7 protein-coding genes are annotated in these 20,983 nt (G+C 65.1%); 2 read left to right on the plus strand and 5 right to left on the minus strand.

What is annotated here, in order from left to right:
- Positions 1-17 precede the first annotated feature (17 nt).
- Entirely contained in the window at positions 18-9,845 is a 9,828-nt protein-coding gene (locus tag ACNH6H_RS02630; RefSeq protein WP_418315391.1) for an Ig-like domain-containing protein, read from the plus strand.
- Between the two features lie 119 nt (positions 9,846-9,964).
- Here the strand turns inward: ACNH6H_RS02630 and ACNH6H_RS02635 are convergent, their stop codons facing one another.
- Both ACNH6H_RS02635 and ACNH6H_RS02640 read right to left on the minus strand, forming a co-directional pair.
- Positions 9,965-11,902 (minus strand): EAL domain-containing protein, encoded by a 1,938-nt coding sequence (locus ACNH6H_RS02635; protein WP_418315393.1) that lies wholly within the window; start codon positions 11,900-11,902, stop codon positions 9,965-9,967.
- Between the two features lie 12 nt (positions 11,903-11,914).
- Positions 11,915-12,568, minus strand: a complete 654-nt coding sequence (locus tag ACNH6H_RS02640) for a transglutaminase-like cysteine peptidase (RefSeq protein WP_418315395.1) — start codon at positions 12,566-12,568, stop codon at positions 11,915-11,917.
- A 472-nt stretch (positions 12,569-13,040) separates the two neighbouring features.
- On the opposite strand from ACNH6H_RS02640, the gene ACNH6H_RS02645 reads away from it, so the two are divergent.
- Positions 13,041-14,636, plus strand: coding sequence for a TolC family outer membrane protein (locus ACNH6H_RS02645; RefSeq protein WP_418315397.1), 1,596 nt, complete (start codon positions 13,041-13,043; stop codon positions 14,634-14,636).
- Between the two features lie 68 nt (positions 14,637-14,704).
- Here ACNH6H_RS02645 and lpdA read toward each other — a convergent pair whose 3' ends face one another.
- Genes lpdA through aceE form a run of 3 tightly spaced genes read right to left on the minus strand, consistent with a single transcriptional unit; the run spans position 14,705 to position 20,923 of the window.
- Positions 14,705-16,501, minus strand: coding sequence for a dihydrolipoyl dehydrogenase (lpdA, locus tag ACNH6H_RS02650; protein WP_418315398.1), 1,797 nt, complete (start codon positions 16,499-16,501; stop codon positions 14,705-14,707).
- An 11-nt stretch (positions 16,502-16,512) separates the two neighbouring features.
- A complete protein-coding gene (gene aceF, locus ACNH6H_RS02655) occupies positions 16,513-18,186 on the minus strand; it encodes a dihydrolipoyllysine-residue acetyltransferase (RefSeq protein WP_418315400.1) in 1,674 nt (557 codons plus the stop codon).
- A gap of 19 nt (positions 18,187-18,205) precedes the next feature.
- Positions 18,206-20,923, minus strand: a complete 2,718-nt coding sequence (aceE, locus tag ACNH6H_RS02660) for a pyruvate dehydrogenase (acetyl-transferring), homodimeric type (protein ID WP_418315402.1) — start codon at positions 20,921-20,923, stop codon at positions 18,206-18,208.
- Positions 20,924-20,983 lie beyond the last annotated feature (60 nt).

A 20,983-nucleotide genomic window follows, 5' to 3' on the forward strand; every position in this document is an offset into this window, starting at 1 on the left:
AACGACAGGAGTTCTAAATGCCCACAATGATTCAAACCGTCTCTGGCAAAGTCACCGGCATCTGGGGGCTGGCGATGATCAAGGGGCCAGACGGCAAGATGCGTCCGCTGCAGATCGGCGACATCGTCGTCAAGGGCGACGTGATCCTGACCTCGCAGGACGGCATCGTGCAGTTGAACCCGGACATCGTCACCGTCGCGCAGCGGCCGCCGGAAGACGATGACGAGCCGGCAGCCGGCGGTGCGGGCTCGCTGCAGCCGGGACTGCGGGTCGATCGCATCACCGAGACGACGACCAGCGCCGACTTCACGCAAACGGTCTTCTTCGACCGTGACCGCATCGCGCAGACACAGATTCCGGTCAATGCCAACGATCCGGTCGCCATTCCGGGGGCGCTGACGGTGCCCGAGGATTCGCTGCTGCCGGTTGCGCTGACCGGCCGCGATCCCGACGGCTTCATCGTCAGCGTCACTGTGATCAAGGTGCCGACCGGTGGCCTGCTGATCAAGGCCGACGGCACGCCGATCGCCGCCAACACCGTGCTGACGCCCGAAGAGGCAGCCAATCTGGTCTTCCAACCGGCGCCGAACTTCTTCGGCAACCCGGGCAACATCGAATTCTTCGTCACCGACAACTCGAATACCCGGTCCGACACCGCGCCGGTGACGATCACCGTGACGCCGGTCAACGATGCGCCGGTGGCCGGCACCGTGCCGGAAGGCCCGGACGGCGTGCCGGTGGTCGACCCGAACCCGAACGTCATCCCGAGCACCAACCCGAATGACCCGTTCACCGGCAACTACCGGGTCACGACGATGGAAGATACGCCGGTCAGCGGCGTCGTCAAGGCGACCGACATCGACGGCGACAGCCTGACCTACACCCGCAGCACGCCACCGAGCAATGGCTCGGTCGTCGTCAATCCGGACGGCAGCTGGACATACATCCCGGGCCTCGATTTCAGCGGCGAAGACCAGTTCCAGGTCATCGTCGACGACGGCAACGGCGGGACCGACATCTCGACCGTCTTCATCACCGTGACGCCCGACCCGGCACTGCCGCCGTCCGGCCGCGACAGTGTCGAGACGACGCCTGAAGACATTGCCTATACCGTGACCGTCGCGAATTTCGGCTTCAGCGACCCGAATCCGGAGGACAGCTTTGCTGCGGTCCGCATCGACACGCTGCCGGCCAAGGGCAGCTTGCAACTGAATGGCTCACCGATTGCCGCTGGCGCATTGATCACTGTCGATCAGATCCGCGGCGGTGCGTTGAAATTTGTCCCGGCGCCCGATGAAAACGGTTCGCCGTATGCGAGCTTCACGTTCTCGGTGCAGGATTCGACCGGCCTGTTCGACCCGACGCCGAATACGCTGACGCTGAATGTCACACCGGTCAGCGATTCGCCGGCTGCCGGCGACGACAACGCGCGGACGCCGGAAGACACGCCGGTGCTGATCGACGTGCTGGCCAACGACACCGACGCCGACGTCGGCGACGTGCTGACGATCTCTGCGGTCAACGGCACCCCGGTCACGGTTGGCGGCGCGCCGGTCTTCATCGCCGGCCCAGGCAACGTGGCACGCGGCAGCATCACGCTGGTGGTCGAGAACGGCAAGCAGCAACTGCTGTTCACGCCGGCGCCGAACTACCACGGCCCGGCCGATTTCAACTACACGGTGACCGACGGCCTGACCCCTGTGAACGCGCAGGTGAAGGTGACCGTGACGCCGGTCAACGATGCGCCGGACGCCGTCGACGATTCGGTCAATACGCCGGAGCGCACGCCGATCACGATCAACGTGCTCAGCAACGACTCCGACATCGACGGTGACCCGCTGACGATCACCAGCATCAATGGCACGCCGATCACGGTCGGACAGACGGTGAGCGTTCCGAACGGCACGATCACGCTGATCAACGACGCCAATGACAACGGCAAGCCGAAGCTCGTCTTCACGCCGGATGCCGGCGTGCAGGGTCCGGCGACCGGCACCTTCACCTATGGCATCAGCGATGGCCAGGGCGGCAGCGATACCGCAACCGTGCGGGTCACGGTCGGCGGCGTCAACGAGGCGCCGATCGCCAACCCCGATACCGACACCATCAACGAGGATTCGACGCTGGTTCGGCCGGCTGCCGAAGGCGTGATCCAGGGCCGTTCGCCGGCCGCCCGCGACTTCGACCCGGACGGTGACACGATCGCGGTCAGCGCGGTCAACGGATTTGCCGCCAGTGTCGGCAAGGCTGTCGCCGGCACCTGGGGCACGCTGACGCTGAATGCCGACGGCAGCTACCGCTTCCAGCCGAACGACGCCGCGAACGGTCTCGACGACGGCGAGAGCGAGATCGACCAGTTCTCGTACACCATCACCGACGGCACGCTGTCGACGACGACGACGCTGACGATCACCGTCACCGGCGTCAACGACGGCCCGGTGGCAGTCGATGACTCGGCGGTGACGCCGGAAAACACGCCGGTCATCGTGCCGGTGCTCGCAAACGACATCGACGTCGACGGTGACGCACTGACCGTCACCCAGGTCAACGGCAAGCCGATCAACGCGACGACACCAGTCGACCTGTTCGACACCGCGCCGACGCCGAACAAGATCGGCACCGTGACGATCAACTCGGACGGCACGCTGACCTTCACGCCAGTCAGGCTGTTCAACGGCCCGGTCAAGTTCGACTACACGGTCAGCGACGGCACCGCGACCGATGTCGGCACCGTGCGCATCGTCGTCGACGACGTCAACGATCCGCCTGACGCCCGCGACGACGTGATCCGCTTCACCGAGGACACCGTCACCGCCTTCGATCCGCGCGCCAATGACATCGACGTCGACGGTGACCAGTTGACGATCACTGCCGTCAACGGCACACCGATCTCGCTCGGCAGCCCGCCGATCCAGCTCGCCAACGGCACGATCCGTATGGTCGAGGGCAACACCCCGGGGACGACCCAGCTGAGCTGGTCACCGAACGAGAATTTCAACGGCTCGCAGAAGTTCAACTACACGATCAGCGACGGCCGCGGCGGATCCGACACCGCCGAGGTCACGCTGCAGGGCATTCCGGTCAACGATCCGCCGGCCGGCACGGATGCCGAAGAGTCCACGCCGGAAGACGTGCCGTATACCGTCACCGTTGCCAATTTCGGATTCAGCGATCCGGACGTCGGCGACACCTTCGCCGCGGTTCGCATCGATACGCTGCCTGCCAAGGGCAGTCTGCAGCTGGACGGCGTGGCCGTTGTTGCCGGCGCGCTGATCACGGTCGACAAGATCGCCGCGGGCTCGCTCAAATTCGTCCCCGTCAAGGATGAAAACGGCTCGCCGTATGCCAGCTTCACCTTCTCGGTGCAGGATTCCGGCGGCGCTTTCGATCCGACGCCGAATACGCTGACGATCAATGTCACGCCGGTCAGCGATACGCCGGCTGCAGGTGACGACGTCGCGATCACGCCGGAAGATACGCCGGTGCTGATCGATGTGCTGGCCAACGACAGCGATGCCGACGGCGACGTGCTGACCATCCAGGCAGTCAATGGCACGCCGGTCACCGTCGGTGGCCCCGGCGTCTTTGTCGTCGGGCCGAACGGCACAACGCAAGGCACGGTCACACTGGTGATCGAGGCCGGCAAGGAACAGCTGCTGTTCACCCCGGCCAAGGACTACAACGGTCCGGCCAACTTCAACTACACCATCAGCGACGGGCTTACACCGGTCACCGCCGAAGTCGCGGTCACCGTGACACCGGTCAACGATCCGCCGGATGCGGTCAACGACACCGTCAATACGCCGGAGAGGACACCGATCACGATCAACGTGCTCGGCAACGACACCGACGTCGACGGCGATACGCTGACCATCACCACCGTCAACGGTACGCCGATCACGCTCGGTCAGCCGGTGACCGTGCCGAATGGCAGCGTCACGCTGATCAACGATCCGAGTGACGGCGGCAAGCCCAAACTCGTCTTCACGCCGGACCCTGCCGTGCAAGGCCCGGTGACCGGCAGCTTCACCTACGGCATTTCCGACGGCCAGGGCGGCACCGATACCGCAACCGTCAACGTCACGGTCGGTGGCGTCAACGATCCGCCGGCCGCCAATCCGGATACCGATACCACCAACGAGGACACGGACCTGGTGCGGCCTGCCAGCCAAGGCGTGATCCAGGGTCTGACGCCGGCGGCACGCGACACCGACGTCGACGGTGACTCGCTGACGGTCGGCGCGGTCAATGGCCTGGCGGCCAATGTCGGCAAGGCGGTTGTTGGTCTGTGGGGCACGCTGACGCTGAATGCCGATGGCAGCTACCAGTACAAACCGAGTGACGCCGCTCAGGCGCTCGACGACGGCGACAGCCGCACCGATCAGTTCTCGTACACCGTCACCGACGGCAGCCTGAACGCGACGACGACGCTGACGATCACCGTCACCGGCGTCAACGACGGCCCGGTCGCGGTCGACGATACCGGCAACACGCGCGAAGGCGTGCCGGTGACGGTCGCTGTGCTGGCCAACGATACCGATGCAGACAACGATCCGCTGACCGTCACGCAGGTGAATGGCCAGCCGATCAATGCAACGACCGGCGTCGATCTGTTCGACACATCGCCGACGCCGAACAAGATCGGCACCGTGACGCTGAACGCGGACGGTACGCTGACCTTCTCGCCAGTGCCGCTGTTCAACGGCCCGGTCAAGTTCGACTACACCGTCAGCGACGGCACCGCGACCGATGTCGGCACCGTGCGCATCGTCGTCGACGATGTCAACGATCCGCCGGACGCCAACGACGATCCGCTGCGCGGCAACGAAGACACCGTGCTGACCTTCGACCCACGCGCAAACGACACCGATCCGGACTTCGACCCGCTGACGATCACCCACATCAACGGCCAGCCGATCACTCCCGCGACGCCACCGATCACGGTGGCCGACGGCAAGATCGTGATGAAGACCGATGGCTCGCTGTCGTTCACGCCGAATTCGCATTTCAACGGCCTGACCTCGTTCGGCTACACGATCAACGACGGACGCGGCGGCAGCGATACCGCCACGGTAACGATCGACATCAAGCCGTCGCCCGACGTCGCGGCGATCACCAGCCCGAGCGTCGTCGAGGGCAATGCGCTCGTCTACGACGTCACGCTGACCGGTCCGACCGAAGTCGCATCGTTCTACAACTTCAATCTCGGTGGCGGCACCGCGACCAGCGGCGCCGACTACAACCCGAACGCGACCTTCAGCAATGGCGTGACGATCAACCCGGCGACCGGCGTCATCGTCGTGCCGGCCGGCGTCACGAGCTTCAAGGTCACCGTGGCGACGGTCGACGACGCCGAGGTCGAGTCGACCGAGTCGCTGCCGCTGACGATTGGTGACGGAACCGTCTCGAAGACCGGCAACGGCAGCATTCTCGACAACGACCAGCCTGGCGTGAAAGGCATCGACTTCGACCCGAATCCGAATTCGGTCATCGAGGGCGGTGACGTCGTCTACACGATCACGCTGACCGAGGCGACCAAGACCGTCTCCCAATACGACGTTGCCCTGGGCAATGCGACCGATACCGCAACCGCGGGTGCCGACTATGTGCCCGGCTCGATCACCTACAGCAACGGCGTGACCGTTGACCCGACGACCGGCAAGCTGGTCGTGCCGGTGGGCGTCACCAGCTTCACCGCAACGGTGAAGACCAATGACGACACCATCGTCGAGGATCCGGAATCGCTGAGCCTGACGGTCGGTGATGCCAAGGGTTCGAAGACGGCGACCGCAACCATCCTCGACAACGACCAGCCGGGCGTCGACAGCATCAGCTTCGATCCGAACCCGAACCAGGTCGTCGAGGGCGGCAACCTCGTCTATACGGTCACGCTGACCGAGGCGACGAAGGCCACGGCGCGTTATACCGTCGCGCTCGGCGCTGCAAGCGACACCGCAACGGCCGGTGCCGACTATGTGTCGAATGCGACCACCTACAGCAATGGCGTGACGGTTGATCCGACCACCGGCGAACTCGTCGTGCCGGCCGGCGTTACCAGCTTCACCGCAACCGTCAAGACCAACGACGACACCACTGTCGAGAACCCGGAAACCGTCAGCCTGACCGTCGGTGACGCGAAGGGCTCGAAGACCGCCGTCGGCACCATCCTGGACAACGACCAGCCGGGCGTCGACAGCATCACATTCGATCCGAACCCGAACGAGGTCGTCGAGGGCAACAACCTCGTCTACACGGTCACGCTGACCGAGGCGACGAAGGCGGTCGCGAGCTACGACATCACGTTGGGCGGCGGTACCGCGACCCCGGGCGACGACTACAACCCGACGCTCGGCAACACCAGCTTCAGCAACGGCGTCACCCGCGACCCGGCGACCGGCAAGCTGATCGTGCCGGCCGGCGTGACCAGCTTCACCGTCACGGTGCCGACGATCGACGACACCGCGGTCGAGTTCACCGAGACGCTGCCGCTGACCGTCGGTGATGCCAAGGGTTCGAAGACTGCCACCGGCAGCATCCTCGACAACGACCAGCCGGGCGTCGACAGCATCAGCTTCGATCCGAATCCGAACCAGGTCGTCGAGGGCGGCAACCTCGTCTATACGGTCACCCTGACCGAGGCGACAAAGGCGACCGCGCGATATACCGTCGGGCTCGGCGCAGCAGGCGATTCCGCAACGGCGGGCGCCGACTATGTGTCGAACGCGACCACCTACAGCAATGGCGTGACGGTTGATCCGATCACCGGCCAACTCGTCGTGCCGGCTGGCGTCACCAGCTTCACCGCCACCGTCAAGACCAACGACGACACCATCGTCGAGAACCCGGAAACCGTCAGCCTGACCGTCGGTGACGCGAAGGGCTCGAAGACCGCGGTCGGCACCATCCTCGACAACGACCAGCCGGGCGTCGACAGCATCACCTTCGACCCGAACCCGAATACAGTGGTCGAAGGCAACAACCTCGTCTACAAGGTCACGCTGACCGAGGCGACGAAGGCGGTCGCGAGCTACGACATCACGTTGGGCGGCGGTACCGCGACCCCGGGCGACGACTACAACCCGACGCTCGGCAACACCAGCTTCAGCAACGGCGTCACCCGCGACCCGGCGACCGGCAAGCTGATCGTGCCGGCCGGCGTGACCAGCTTCACTGTCACGGTGCCGACGATCGACGACACCGCGGTCGAGTTCACCGAGACGCTGCCGCTGACCGTCGGTGACGCCAAGGGTTCGAAGACCGCCACCGGCAACATCCTCGACAACGACCAACCGAGCGTCACCAACATCGGCTTCGATCCGAATCCGAATTCGGTCGTCGAAGGCAACAACCTCGTCTACACCGTCACCCTCAGCGAAGCGACAAAGGGTACGGCGCGTTATGACGTGGCGCTGGGCGGCGGCGGCAGCACCGCAACGCCGAATGCCGACTACAACCCGAACCTGACCAACGCCAGCTTCAGCAATGGGGTCACGATCGCAGCCGGCAAGCTGGTCGTGCCCCCTGGCGTGCAGACCTTCACGGTGACCGTGCCAACGGTCGACGACACGCTGACCGAGCCGACCGAGACGCTGTTGCTGACCGTCGGTGACGCATCGGGATCGAAGAGCGCGACTGGCAACATCCTCGACAACGACACACCGCCGAATCTGGCGGTGCAAGGAGTTGCTGCGGTTTCCGAAGAGGCACTGCCGGGTGGCATTCCGGTGCCGGGCACGACGCCGGTATCGACCTTCACCGGCAACCTGACGATCACCGATCCGGAAGGCGGACCGTTCACGCTGCAGGCCGCGCTGCCGACGCAGAACTTCACGTCGGGCGGCACGGCGGTGGTCTGGACCCGTTCTGCCGACGGCCAGACGCTGACCGGCCGAGCCGGCACCGAAACGGTTGCGACGCTGAAGCTCGACGCGACCGCGAATACGTATACGTTCACGCTGTTCAAGCCACTCGACCATCTGGTCAGTGGCAACCCGACCGATTCGCTGGCCTACACCTTCCAGCTGACGGCCACCGATCCGGGCGGTCTGGTCTCGCCGCCGGCAACGCTGTCGGTCGCGATTGCCGACGACACGCCGGGGGTTGCCACGCCGCTGACCCTGGTGGCGCCGGTGACCGGTGTCGATACGAACGTGATGTTCGTACTCGACGTGTCGGGATCGATGGGCACGCAGGATACCGGCCTGCCCGGCAATCCGACGCGCCTCCAGGCAGCGATCCAGTCGATCAGCAGGTTGATCGACCGCTATGACGAACTCGGCGATGTCCGGGTCCGGCTGGTCACCTTCGGTACCCATGCCAATGAACTCGGCACGACGTGGCTGACGGTCGGCGCGGCGCGGGCCTTGCTGGCGACGTTGAACGCCGGCGGCGGCACCAACTACGACGAGGCACTGGCCGACGCGATCAACCTGTTCGGATCGGCCGGCAAACTCGCCACGCCGAGCTCACAGAACGTCGCCTATTTCATGTCCGACGGCCTGCCGACCTATGCCGCGGGCACCGTCGATACGCTGGTGCCCCCGGGGACCCAACCGGGCGACGACCCGCCGCTGGTCGGTACCGGCCAGTCGGGGCAGACCAATCCGGACCTCGGTATCCAGGCTCAGGAGGAAGCCGCATGGAAAGCCTTCCTGGTCGCCAACAAGGTTGATTCGTTTGCACTCGGCTTCGGCGGCGCGCTGCAACCCGGCGACACGCCGACGCTTAATCCGATCGCCTACGACGGCCGTGCCAACGAGGAAAAGGACGGCATCGTGGTACAGAGCTTTGCCGACCTCGACCAGGCGCTCGCAGATTCGATCCGGCCACGAGTCGACGGCAACCTGATGACCGGCAGCGTGACCGCCGGCCCCGGTGCCGACGGCCCGGCATTCGTCAAGTCGTTGACGGTCGACGGTGTGACCTATACCTACAACCCGGCGAATGGCGGTTCCATCACCGTCACCGGCGGTACGAACCGGGGGGTCTTCGATACCACCGACAACCAGTTGACGGTGACGACGCTGCAAAACAGCAAGATCGCGGTCGACATGGACGATGGTGCGTTCACCTATACGGTGGCGCCGAGTTCGTCGCTGCCGCCGAACGGACTGCAGGAGGTGTTCGGCTTCCAGATCTCCGACCTGGACGGCGATACCGTGGGGTCGAGCCTGACGGTGACGGTGCCGAATCCGTTCATCCGAGGTACCGAAGGCAACGACGTCCTGAACGGCCGCGCCACCAACGACATCATCGTCGGCAATGGCGGCAACGACACGTTGAACGGGCTCGATGGCAACGACGATCTCTACGGCGGCGCTGGCAACGACACGCTGAACGGCGGCAACGGCAATGACACGCTGTACGGCGGTGCCGGCAACGACACGCTGACCGGCGGCGCCGGATCGGACGTCTTTGCCTGGCGCTTCGGCGATCAAGGGGTGGCGCGTGGTACCGGAAGCAACAGTTCCGGTTTCGCGATCGACACGATCGTCGATTTCGATGTGGCTCCGGTCGCGCAAGGTGGCGACGTGATCGACCTGCGTGATTTGTTGCAGGGCGAGAACAAGGCCCTGACCGGAAATGTCGCGGGAAGCCTGGAACGCTACCTCGATTTCGATACGAGCGGTGCGGACACCGTCATCCGGATCAGCAACTCGGGCGGCTTCACGTCGACATCGGACAATTTCGCTCCGGGCGATTCGAGCACCAATGGCCGTCAGGTCAATCAGACGATCACGCTGACCGGCGTCAAGCTGGACGTTGCGCTGAACCTCGGCGCGAATGCTTCCGACGCAGAGATCATCAACGCGTTGCTGCAGAACGGCAAGCTGCTGACCGACTGATCAAGCCATCGAGGGCCGCTCCGGTTCGGAGCGGGCCAGCGCAAAAAGGGAGCCGCGAGGCTCCCTTTTTTTGGCGACCAACGTGGGCTGCCGGCGATCAGCCGCCCTGCGCGCGAGACTCAGCCGACCAGGTCGGCGCGCAACGCGCTCGCCCAGGCACCGGTCTGTCCGTCGACGCCAGCCTGCCACGCAGCCGCCGCCTCCGCCTTCGTGCCGACGCCTTCGGCGATCACCTGGATCGACAGGCCGTGCAGCATCAGCACCAGGCTGCGCAGGAAGCCGGCGCGTGCGTTGTCGCTGTCGATGCCATGGATCACCGCGGCATCGAGCTTGACATAGTCGAGGCCAGCCTCGAACAGCCGCTCGATCCGCGCGAGCCGCTGGCCGGCGTGTTCAAGGCCGAGCCGGATGCCGAGCGGTCGCAGCTGCGCCGACAATTCCTGAACCAGTTCGAACTGCTCGACGGCAGCGGTTTCGTTGACTTCCAGCGACAGCAGGCGCGCCTGCGCAGGGCGTTGCGTCAGCAGGCCACGCAGCCGTGCGGCAAAGCCACTGTCCTGCAGCGAGGCCGGCGACAGGTTGACGCACAAGGGCTGGCCGCGGGTCGAGATTTCATCGAGCGCGAGTCGAACCGCCAGCTCGTCGATGCCGGCAGTCAGCCGGCTGCGCAGCGCCAGCGGCAACCAGGCGGCGGCCGGTTCGTAATCGCCGTCGATTTCGAGCTGCAGGCGCAGCGGGCATTCCAGATGGATCAGCTGTTGCTCGGCATCGATGACCGGAAACCGCACCAGTCGCGCTCGCGCGCCGGTCAGTGCGGCCAGCAGGTTCTCGCGCCACGCGCCTTCGCCACGCAGGGCCGCGGCACCCGGTTTGGCGGCACCGTTGTCGGCAAGTTCGACCGCAAACCCTCCCCTGCACTCGGCGCCAGCCAGCGCGCTGTCGGCCGCTGCAAGAACCTGCCGCAATCCATGGTCGGGCAGGATCTCGACGGCGCCGATCGCGACACTGACCTGCTCGCCGAAGATCGGCAGGATCTTGCGCATCGAGTCGGCAATCGCCTGTGCGGTTTCGAATGCCTGGCCGCCGACCGGCAGATACAGCGCGAAATCGGAGCCGTTCAGCCGGCCGACATGGCAACCCTTGACGCGATCGGACCAGGTCTGCAACCCGTCCGACACCGCCGCGATCAGCTGGTCGGTGCTGCTGCGGCCGAGTTGGCGGTTCAGCTCGGCCAGTTCGAGCAGGCGCAGCAACACCAGGCCGCCTTCCGGATCGGCATAGTCGCTCTGTCGGGCCGCATTGAGCTGGCCAATGAAATGCTGGCGATTCGCGACGCGGCTGACCGGATCGATGTAGGCCTGTTCGCGCAAGGCCTCGAGCTGCTTGGCCTGCGCCTCGAACATCGATTTGAGGCGCATCACCATCGTGTTCATGGCCTGTGCCAGCCGCTTCAACTCCGGCACATGCGGCTCCGGTATCGTGATGAAACGACCGTCGACCAGCGCCTGCGCCTGCTCGACGGTGCGGTCCAGCGGCTTGCGGATCCGGCGCACGACATGGCGCGACAAGATCGCCACCAGCAGGCCGAGCAGACCGAGCACCGCCACCGAGCCGACGCTTGCCCGCCACAGGTCATCGTAGGCATAGGCGGTCTGGCTGGTCACCTCGACCGCGCCGAGCGCCCGCCAGCCATCGGACACTTGAGCCAGCCCCGGGGCGGCATCGATCGGCAGCCAGCGCACAAACCAGCCCGGCGCAACCAGCGGCTTTTGCTCGGCAATACGCGCAATCGAAGGCTGGCCATCCAGCGCAATGAAACGGATCGAGCGATAAAACCCGGTATCGAACTGCGCGGTAATCACCAGTTCCATCAGTTCGAGGTCGCCCTGCTGCTGGCCGAGCACCTGCGCCAGCAGGATCGCGTTGTCGTTGTTCTTCAGCTGCAGCTGGGTTGAAAGCGTCGTCCGCGCCGACTGGATCGTCAGGCCCATGCTGCCAAGGAAGGCCAGCACCAGCGTCAACAGCAACAGCAGACGGATCTGTCGAATCAGGGACATCGTGGTTTCCTGTCAGAAGCCTTCGGCACGCGCTTTCGCCAGCACGTCCCGCCATTTGGACAATCGGGAGATCGGATCGCCGGTGATCTGCCCACCGACGCCTTGCCAGAGGCCTTCGGAATTGAAGCTGTAGACGGGCACCAGGTCGGGCCGTCGGGATGCCGGCAGCACCTCGGAAACGAGATTGTCGAGGATCAGCGGCTCGGCGCCGGGGGTCGGATAGAAGGCAACGACCATGTGCGCCTGGCCGCGCGAACCCAGCCCGTCGACCATGGCGCGGACGAACACCATGCGCAGCTTGCTCGGCGGCATGCCCATCGACAGCAGCGCGAAATATTTGCCGATCGAATAATCCTCGCAGTCGCCGACGCCCTTGGCCAGCATCTCGAGCGGAGAAGCCCAATAGTCGGAGACGCCCCAGATCTCGATGTCGTCGGCATAGTGGACCGAGTCGTTGAAAAACTGGTTGGTGGCACGGACCCGACTGTCATCGGTCGCTCGCGAGCCCTGCGCGATCAGCTGCTGCAGCGCACCGGCATTGGCCTGGGCGCGTGGCCCGAGCGCCGACGCGGCAGCCATCATCCGGTTGTTGTCGTAGGCGCGCAGTCCGAGGCTGAGCAGCAGCAAGGCACCGATCAGCAGCAGCGGCAGCCATCTGCGGAACATCCGCAAGCCGACCGTGAGCGCCGCCCTTGGCAATCGGCATGCCTGGCTGGCCGGCAGCGCGGTGGGGAAACAGACGACGGACAACGCAGCAGCCAATCGGTACGGACGTGACCCGTTATCGCCCGCTGCGCCGGGAACTTGAATGTGGTCCCACGGCAACAATGGGGCCGATCCCTGTTGACCATTCATTCGTGGGCTGTGCATTGCCCCCGGCTCATGGCAGACTCGTCAACCTGGCGTTACTGCCCGTAACCGGCAATAGTTTGCAGAGCCTCGACTTCGGTGCCTGACAAGCGGTGCTGGTGGTGCAAAGCAGAGATATGCAGCGCAACGCTGTCCTACACTTGTGTCAGCACCTTGATCTAGCTGTTACAAGACAACGATGGCGAGGTCGCTGGTTCAATCGAGCGGCCGATGACGAGTGGCAATGCGTCTTCGGCCGTATAGCAGGATCCAGACGAAAGGAATGACAATGAAGAATCTCCAAGTCAGGCAAACGGCGGGATTGATCGAAGGCAGCAGGACAGTGCGGTCGGTGGCGATAGCGGCAGCCTTGGCCTGCAGCGCACTGGCCGCTTCGGCACAGACCGCCGACCCGTTGCGCAATGCGGTCGAGAAGGCATTGCAGACCAATCCGGAGGTCGCCGCCAGGTTCAACGCTTACCGGGCGGCCGACGATGCGATCGATGTTGTCAGAGGTGGGTTCCTGCCCCGCCTCGATCTCGACGCCAGCGTCGGCAAGGACCGCACCAGCATCACCTCGCGCGTTCCGGAAACGCAGACGGTCAACCGCACCGGCATCGGCCTGACGCTGAGCCAGCTGCTGTGGGACGGCCTGGCCACCAGCAATGACGTCAACCGGCTCAGCCACGAGAAACGCGCCCGCTATTTCGAATTGATCGATACGGCCGACCAGATCGCGCTCGAGGTGGCGCGCGCCTATTACGACGTGCTGCGTTATCGGCGCTTGGTCGAGCTCGCCGAAGACAATTACGTGCAGCACAAATATGTCTCGCTGCAGATCGGCAAGCGTACCCGCGCCGGTGTCGATCGCTCGGTCAACCTCGAGCAGGCCAATGCCCGTCTCGCGCTGGCCGAGTCGAACCTGACCACCGAGCTGGCCAATCTGCACGACGTCACCGCGCGTTACCAGCGGCTGGTCGGCGACTCGCCGCCGCCCACATTGCCGATTCCGGGCCTGCTGCAACAATCGGTTCCGAACAATGCGACCGAGGCCACCACCCAGGCGATCCGGCGCAACCCGGCGATCAGCGCCGCGATCGAGTCGCTGCGTGCTGCTCGCTCGACGGTGAAGATTCGCGAGGCTGCATTCCAGCCGCGCGTCGAGGCCCGGCTGCGTGGTGGCGGTGGCAAGAACTACCAGGGCGTCGTCGATCAGGATCGCAACGCGACCGCTGAAATCGTGATGAGCTGGAACCTGTTCGCCGGCGGCTCCGACCGCGCCCGCGTCCGCCAGCAGGTCGACCTCGTCAACCAGGCTGCCGACGTCCGCGATCGCACCTGCCGCGAAGTCCGCCAGACCGCGGCGATCGCGTTCAACGATACGCGCAAGCTGACCGAGCAACTGACCTATCTTGATCGCAACACGACGGCGATCACCAGCGCTCGCGACGCCTATCGGATCCAGTTCGACAACAGCATCGCCGGCCGCACGCTGCTCGACCTGCTGAATTCCGAGAACGAGGTCTATACGGCTCGCCGTTCGCTGGCCAATGCCCAGTACGACCAGGGTCTGGCTTATGTGCGCACCCAGGCCGCAATGAGCAGCCTGATCAGCTCGCTCGGCCTGGCCAAACCGAATACCGGCGCCAACGACGAAGCCGGCTGGTCCGCAGGTGCCGACGCGCCTGCTCGCTGCCCGGTGCTGGTGCCCGACGTGCCGCCGAGCAAGAAGACCGAGCTCGATCAGCGCGCCGATGACATGGCGCAGGCGAATCCGGGCGGTGCGGCGATCACCGCGCCGACAGTGCCGGCGATGACACCAGCACCGTCCGCGATGCCGCCGGCGCCGCCGCCGGTTCCGCAACGCGGCACACGGCGCAACTGAGCCGGCAGCACAAAAAAAGGCCCCGCATCGCGGGGCCTTTTTCTTGCCGTCTGCGACGCTTGCCGCGTTCAGCGCTTGACCGGCGGCAGGTCGGTGCAGGCGCCTTCGTAGGCCTCGGCGGCGAGGCCGATGCTTTCGCCGAGCGTCGGGTGCGGGTGGATGGTCTTGCCGATATCGACGCCGTCGGCCCCCATCTCGATCGCCAAAGCCACTTCACCGATCATGTCGCCGGCATGGGTGCCGACGATGCCGCCGCCAACGATGGCATGCGTTTCCTCGCTGAACAGCAGCTTCGTGAAGCCTTCGTCGCGGCCGTTGGCGATGGCCCGGCCGGACGCGTTCCACGGGAACAGGCCCTTCTTGACCTTGATCCCGCGTGCCTTCGCGTCGTCCTCGGTCAGGCCGACCCAGGCCAGTTCCGGGTCGGTATAGGCGACGCTCGGAATGACACGGGCATTGAACGCGGTCGCCGCGAGCTTGTCATCGCCGAGTTGCACACCGGCGGCGACTTCGGCCGCGACATGCGCCTCGTGGGTCGCCTTGTGCGCCAGCATCGGCTGGCCGACGATGTCGCCGATCGCGAAGATGTGCGGCACATTGGTCCGCATCTGGATGTCGACCGGGATGAAGCCACGCTCGCCGACGATCACGCCGGCCTTGTCGGCGCCGATCTTGTTGCCGTTCGGGCTGCGGCCGACCGCCTGCAGCACCATGTCGTAGAGCTGCGGGTCCTTCGGAGCGCCCTCGCCTTCGAAGGTGACACTGATGCCCTTCTTCGTGGCTTCTGCGCCGACCGTCTTGGTCTTCAACATGATGTTGTCGAAGCGCTTGGCATTCATCTTCTGCCAGACCTTGACCAGGTCACGATCGGCGCCGGGCATCAGGCCGTCGAGCATCTCGACCACGTCGAGCCGCGCGCCGAGCGTCGAATAGACCGTGCCCATCTCGAGGCCGATGATGCCGCCGCCGACGACCAGCATCCGCTTCGGCTGCTGACGCAGTTCGAGCGCACCGGTCGACGTCACGACCCGCGGATCGTCCTTCGGCAGGAACGGCAGTTTCACCGCTTCGGAGCCGGCGGCGATGATCGCCTGCTTGAAGCGCACCGTCTGCTTCTTGCCGTCGGCCAACTGCACCGAGACGTTGAACGGATCGAGGAATTCGGCGCTGCCCTGCAGCACCGTGACCTTGCGCATCTTGGCCATCGCGGCCAGCCCGCCGGTCAGCTTGCCGACGACTTTTTCCTTGTGCGTCTTCAGCTTTGCGAGGTCGACCTGCGGCTTGGCAAAACTGACGCCGAGCGTATCGAAATGGCTGACCTCGTCGATCACCGCCGCGACATGCAGCAGCGCCTTCGACGGGATGCAGCCGACGTTCAGGCAGACGCCGCCGAGCGTCGGGTAACGCTCGACCAGCACCGTCTTCAGTCCGAGATCGGCGGCGCGGAATGCCGCGGTATAGCCGCCGGGGCCGGCGCCGATCACGATCAGGTCGCAGTCGACATCGGCAGACCCACCGAACTGCGCCGCCTGCGGCGCCGGGCCGGCCGCAGCCTGCTTCGGTGCCGGTGCGGGAGCCGGTGCCGCCTGCGCCGCCGGTGCGGCCGGTTTTGCCGCCCCCGCGTCGCCGGCCGCCTCCAGCGTCAACAGCAGCGTACCCTCGCTGACGGTATCGCCGATCTTGACTTTCACGTCCTTCACCGTGCCGGCGTGCGACGACGGGATTTCCATTGACGCCTTGTCGCTTTCGACGGTGATCAGGCTCTGTTCTTCCTTGATCTCGTCGCCGGGTTTGACCAGCAACTCGATCACCGCGACATCCTTGAAGTCGCCGATGTCCGGTACCTTGATATCGATCAGTGCCATCTTGTTGTTCCTTACAGCAGCACGCGGCGGAAGTCGGCGAGGACCTGGCCGAGGTAGGCGTTGAAGCGCGCAGCCGACGCGCCGTCGATCACCCGGTGGTCGTACGAGAGCGACAACGGCAACGTCAGGCGCGGCTCGAAGGCCTTGCCGTCCCAGACCGGTTTCATCTGGCCTTTCGACAGGCCGAGGATCGCCACTTCCGGTGCGTTGATGATCGGCGTGAAGTGCGTGCCGCCGATGCCGCCGAGCGAGCTGATCGAGAAGCAACCGCCGGTCATGTCGGCCGGCCCCATCTTGCCGTCGCGCGCCTTCTTCGCGAGTTCACCCATTTCCTGGCTGATCTGCAGCACGCCTTTCTTGTCGGCGTCCTTCAGCACCGGGACGACCAGGCCGTTCGGCGTGTCGGCGGCAAAGCCGATGTGGAAATACTGCTTGTAGACGAGCTGGTCGCCGTCGAGGCTGGTATTGAACTCGGGGAATTTTTTCAGCGCGGCGACCACCGCCTTGATGACAAAGGCCAGCATCGTCACCTTGACACCGCTTTTCTCGTTTTCCTTGTTCAGGCGAACGCGGAAGGCTTCCAGTTCGGTGATGTCGGCCTCGTCGTTGTTCGTGACGTGCGGGATCATCACCCAGTTGCGGTGCAGGTTCGCGCCGCTCAACTTCTTGATCCGGCTCAGGTCCTTGCGCTCGACCGCGCCGAATTTCGTGAAGTCGACCTGCGGCCACGGCAGCAGGCCCGGCAGGCTGCCGCCGCCGGCGGCTGCGGCAGTGCCACCGCCCTTCGCAGCCTGCGCAGCGGTCTGCGTCGTCCCGGCCATCACCGACTTGACGAAGCCGGCGACGTCTTCGTGCGTGATGCGGCCCTTGCGCCCGCTGCCCTTCACTTCGGCCAGCGGAACGCCGAGTTCACGCGCCAGCTTGCGGATCGACGGCGAGGCATGTGGCAACTGGCCGGCCGGCGCTGCCGGCTGGTGGGCCGGCTCGGCGCCAGCCGATTTCGGCGCTGCAGCCTTTGCATCGCCGCCAGCAGCAGGCTGCGCCGGTGCAGCCTGCGGAGCCGGCGCTGCAGCGGCCGGTGCCGGCGCTGCGGCCGGCGCGCCGGCGACGCCCTCGAGCACGACGACCACCGTGCCTTCGGAGACCTTGTCGCCGACCTTGACCTTCAATTCCTTCACGACGCCGGCCTGCGACGACGGAATTTCCATCGACGCCTTGTCGCTTTCGACGGTGATCAGGCTTTGTTCGACCTCGACCTTGTCGCCAACCTTGACCATCACCTCGATCACCGCGACCTCGTCGAAATCGCCGATGTCCGGCACCGCGACCTCGACCGGTCCGGCGGCGGCGGCCGGGGCCGGCGCTGGGGTCGGTGCGGCGGCAGCCGGCGCAGCCGCCGGGCTTGCGGCCGGAGCCGGTGCCGGGGCTGCCTGCTGGGCCGCTTCGCCTTCGGCTTCGAGCTCGAGGATCAGCGAGCCTTCGCTGACCTTGTCACCGAGCCCGACCTTCAACGACTTGACGGTACCGGCATGCGACGACGGAATCTCCATCGATGCCTTGTCGCTCTCCACCGTCAGCAGCGATTGTTCCGCCTTGACCACGTCGCCCGGCTTGACCAGCAGTTCGATGATCTCCACATCCTTGAAATCCCCGATGTCGGGAACCTTGACTTGGACCAGCGCCATTTGTTGTCTCCGAAGTTTGTCAGGCGTAGAGCGGGTTGATCTTGTCGGCATCGATGCCGTATTTCTTGATCGCCTCGGCGACCTTGGCCGCGTCGACCGACCCATCATCGGCCAGCGCCTTCAGCGACGCGACGACGATGTAGTGGCGGTTGACCTCGAAATGCTCGCGCAGCCGGGTGCGGAAATCGCTGCGCCCGAAGCCGTCGGTGCCGAGCACCCGGTAGCTGCGGCCCTTCGGAATGAAGGCGCGGATCTGCTCGGCGTAGTTCTTCATGTAGTCGGTCGATGCGATCACCGGGCCTTCGTGGCCGTCGAGCTGCGTCGTCACGAAAGCCTGCTTCGGCTTGTCGGTCGGGTGCAGCAGGTTCCAGCGATCCACCGCCTGGCCATCGCGGGCCAGTTCGTTGAAGCTCGGGCAGCTCCAGACATTCGCCGACACGCCCCAGTCTTCCTCGAGCAGCTTCTTCGCGGCGATCGATTCGCGCAGGATGGTGCCGCTGCCGAGCAGGTTGACGCGTGCGGCCTTTTTCTTCTTCGCGCCCTCCTCGAGCAGGTACATGCCCTTGATGATCTCTTCCTCGGTGCCGGCACGCAGGCCGGGCATCGGGTAGTTCTCGTTCAGCAGCGTCAGGTAGTAATAGACGTTTTCCTGCTTCTCGACCATGCGCTTCAGGCCGTGGTGCAGGATCACGCCGACTTCGTGGGCAAAGGTCGGGTCGTAGCTGATGCAATTCGGGATCGTGCCGGCCAGGATGTGGCTGTGGCCGTCCTCGTGCTGCAGGCCTTCGCCGTTCAGCGTCGTGCGGCCCGACGTGCCGCCGAGCAGGAAGCCACGCGCCTGCATGTCGCCCGCTGCCCAGGCCAGGTCGCCGATGCGCTGGAAGCCGAACATCGAGTAATAGACATAGAACGGCACCATGATCCGGTTGTTGGTCGAATACGAGGTGGCCGCGGCGATCCAGCTGCTCATGCCGCCGGCCTCGTTGATGCCCTCCTGCAGGATCTGGCCGGCCTTGTCTTCCTTGTAGTACATGACCTGGTCCTTGTCGACCGGCGTGTACAGCTGCCCTTGCGGGTTGTAGATGCCGATCTGGCGGAACAGGCCCTCCATGCCGAAGGTGCGCGCCTCGTCGACGAGGATGGGCACGACGCGCGGGCCGAGCGCCTTGTCGCGCAGCAGCTGGGTCAGGAAGCGCACATAGGCCTGGGTCGTGCTGATCTCGCGCCCTTCGGCGGTCGGATCGAGCACCGCCTTGAAGGTCTCGAGCGACGGCACCGTGAAATGTTCGTCGGCCTTCGCGCGGCGCTGCGGCAGGTAGCCGCCGAGCGCTTTGCGCCGCTCGTGCAGGTAGGCCATCTCCGGCGTATCGTCGGCCGGTTTGTAGAACGGGATCTTCGACAGCTCGCTGTCCGGGATCGGGATATTGAAGCGGTCGCGGAAATAGCGGATGTCGTCGTCGGTCAGCTTCTTCGTCTGGTGGGCCGTATTCTTGCCTTCGCCGGCCTTGCCCATGCCGTAGCCCTTGACGGTCTTGATCAGCAGCACCGTCGGCTGGCCCTTGTGGTGGGTCGCCTTGTGGAATGCGGCGTAAACCTTTTGCGCATCGTGGCCGCCGCGGCGCAGGTTCCAGATGTCCTGGTCGCTCATCTTCGAGACCAGTTCAATCGTGCGCGGGTCGCGGCCGAAAAACTTCTCGCGGACGAAGGCGCCGTCGTTGGCCTTGAACGCCTGGTAGTCGCCGTCGAGCGTGTCGAGCATGATCTGGCGCAACGCACCGTCCTTGTCGCGTGCCAGCAGCGGATCCCAGGCACTGCCCCACAGCAGCTTGATCACATTCCAGCCGGAACCGCGGAACTCGCCTTCGAGTTCCTGCACGATCTTGCCGTTGCCGCGCACTGGGCCATCGAGACGCTGCAGGTTGCAGTTGATCACGAAGATCAGGTTGTCGAGGTTCTCGCGTGCGGCCAGGCCGATCGCGCCGAGCGACTCGGGCTCGTCCATCTCGCCGTCACCGCAGAAGACCCATACCTTGCGCTGGCTGGTATCGGCAATGCCGCGGGCATGCAGGTATTTCAGAAAACGCGCCTGGTAGATCGCCATCAGCGGGCCGAGGCCCATCGAGACGGTCGGAAACTGCCAGAACTCCGGCATCAGCTTCGGGTGCGGGTAGCTCGACAGACCCTTGCCGTCGACTTCCTGGCGGAAATTGAGCAGCTGCTCCTCGCTCAGCCGGCCTTCGAGAAATGCACGCGCATAGATGCCGGGCGCCGAATGGCCCTGGATATAGAGCAGGTCGCCGCCGCGTTCGGCGCTGTCGGCATGCCAGAAATGGTTGAAACCGGCGGCAAACATGTGGGCCACCGAGGCAAACGAACTGATGTGGCCACCAAGATCGCCGCCATCGTCGGTGTGCTGCCGGTTTGCCTTGACGACCATCGCCATCGCGTTCCAGCGCATGTAGGCGCGCAGCCGCCCTTCCAGTTCGAGGTTGCCGGGGCTGCGTTCTTCCTCGTGAGGCTCGATCGTGTTGACGTAGGCGGTGGTCGCCGAAAACGGCATGTCGATGCTGTTCTGGCGCGCATGCTCGAGCAGTTCCTCGAGCAGGAAGTGAGCCCGTTCCGGCCCCTCGGTTTCGATCACGGCCGACAGCGCATCCATCCATTCGCGTGTCTCTTGCGAATCGGTATCGGTGGCGGGGTTGGAACCGGACTGCGCTTGATCAGGCATCGCTGACATGGTGTCTCCTGGTGGGGGCGGTTGTTTGGTGCGGCCGGAAGTTTCGCACAAAAGGAAAAT

Origin of the sequence: Pseudideonella sakaiensis (assembly GCF_048320135.1) — a bacterium.
In the GTDB taxonomy this organism is placed as follows: domain Bacteria; phylum Pseudomonadota; class Gammaproteobacteria; order Burkholderiales; family Burkholderiaceae_C; genus Ideonella_A; species Ideonella_A sakaiensis_A.

Bases quoted from the DNA above. Each gene is read 5' to 3' on its own strand.
- ACNH6H_RS02635 (WP_418315393.1), bottom strand. From the start codon at position 11,902: ATGTCCCTGATTCGACAGATCCGTCTGCTGTTGCTGTTGACGCTGGTG.
- aceF (WP_418315400.1), bottom strand. From the start codon at position 18,186: ATGGCGCTGGTCCAAGTCAAGGTTCCCGACATCGGGGATTTCAAGGAT.
- ACNH6H_RS02640 (WP_418315395.1), bottom strand. From the start codon at position 12,568: ATGTTCCGCAGATGGCTGCCGCTGCTGCTGATCGGTGCCTTGCTGCTG.
- ACNH6H_RS02630 (WP_418315391.1), top strand. From the start codon at position 18: ATGCCCACAATGATTCAAACCGTCTCTGGCAAAGTCACCGGCATCTGG.
- aceE (WP_418315402.1), bottom strand. From the start codon at position 20,923: ATGTCAGCGATGCCTGATCAAGCGCAGTCCGGTTCCAACCCCGCCACC.
- ACNH6H_RS02645 (WP_418315397.1), top strand. From the start codon at position 13,041: ATGAAGAATCTCCAAGTCAGGCAAACGGCGGGATTGATCGAAGGCAGC.
- lpdA (WP_418315398.1), bottom strand. From the start codon at position 16,501: ATGGCACTGATCGATATCAAGGTACCGGACATCGGCGACTTCAAGGAT.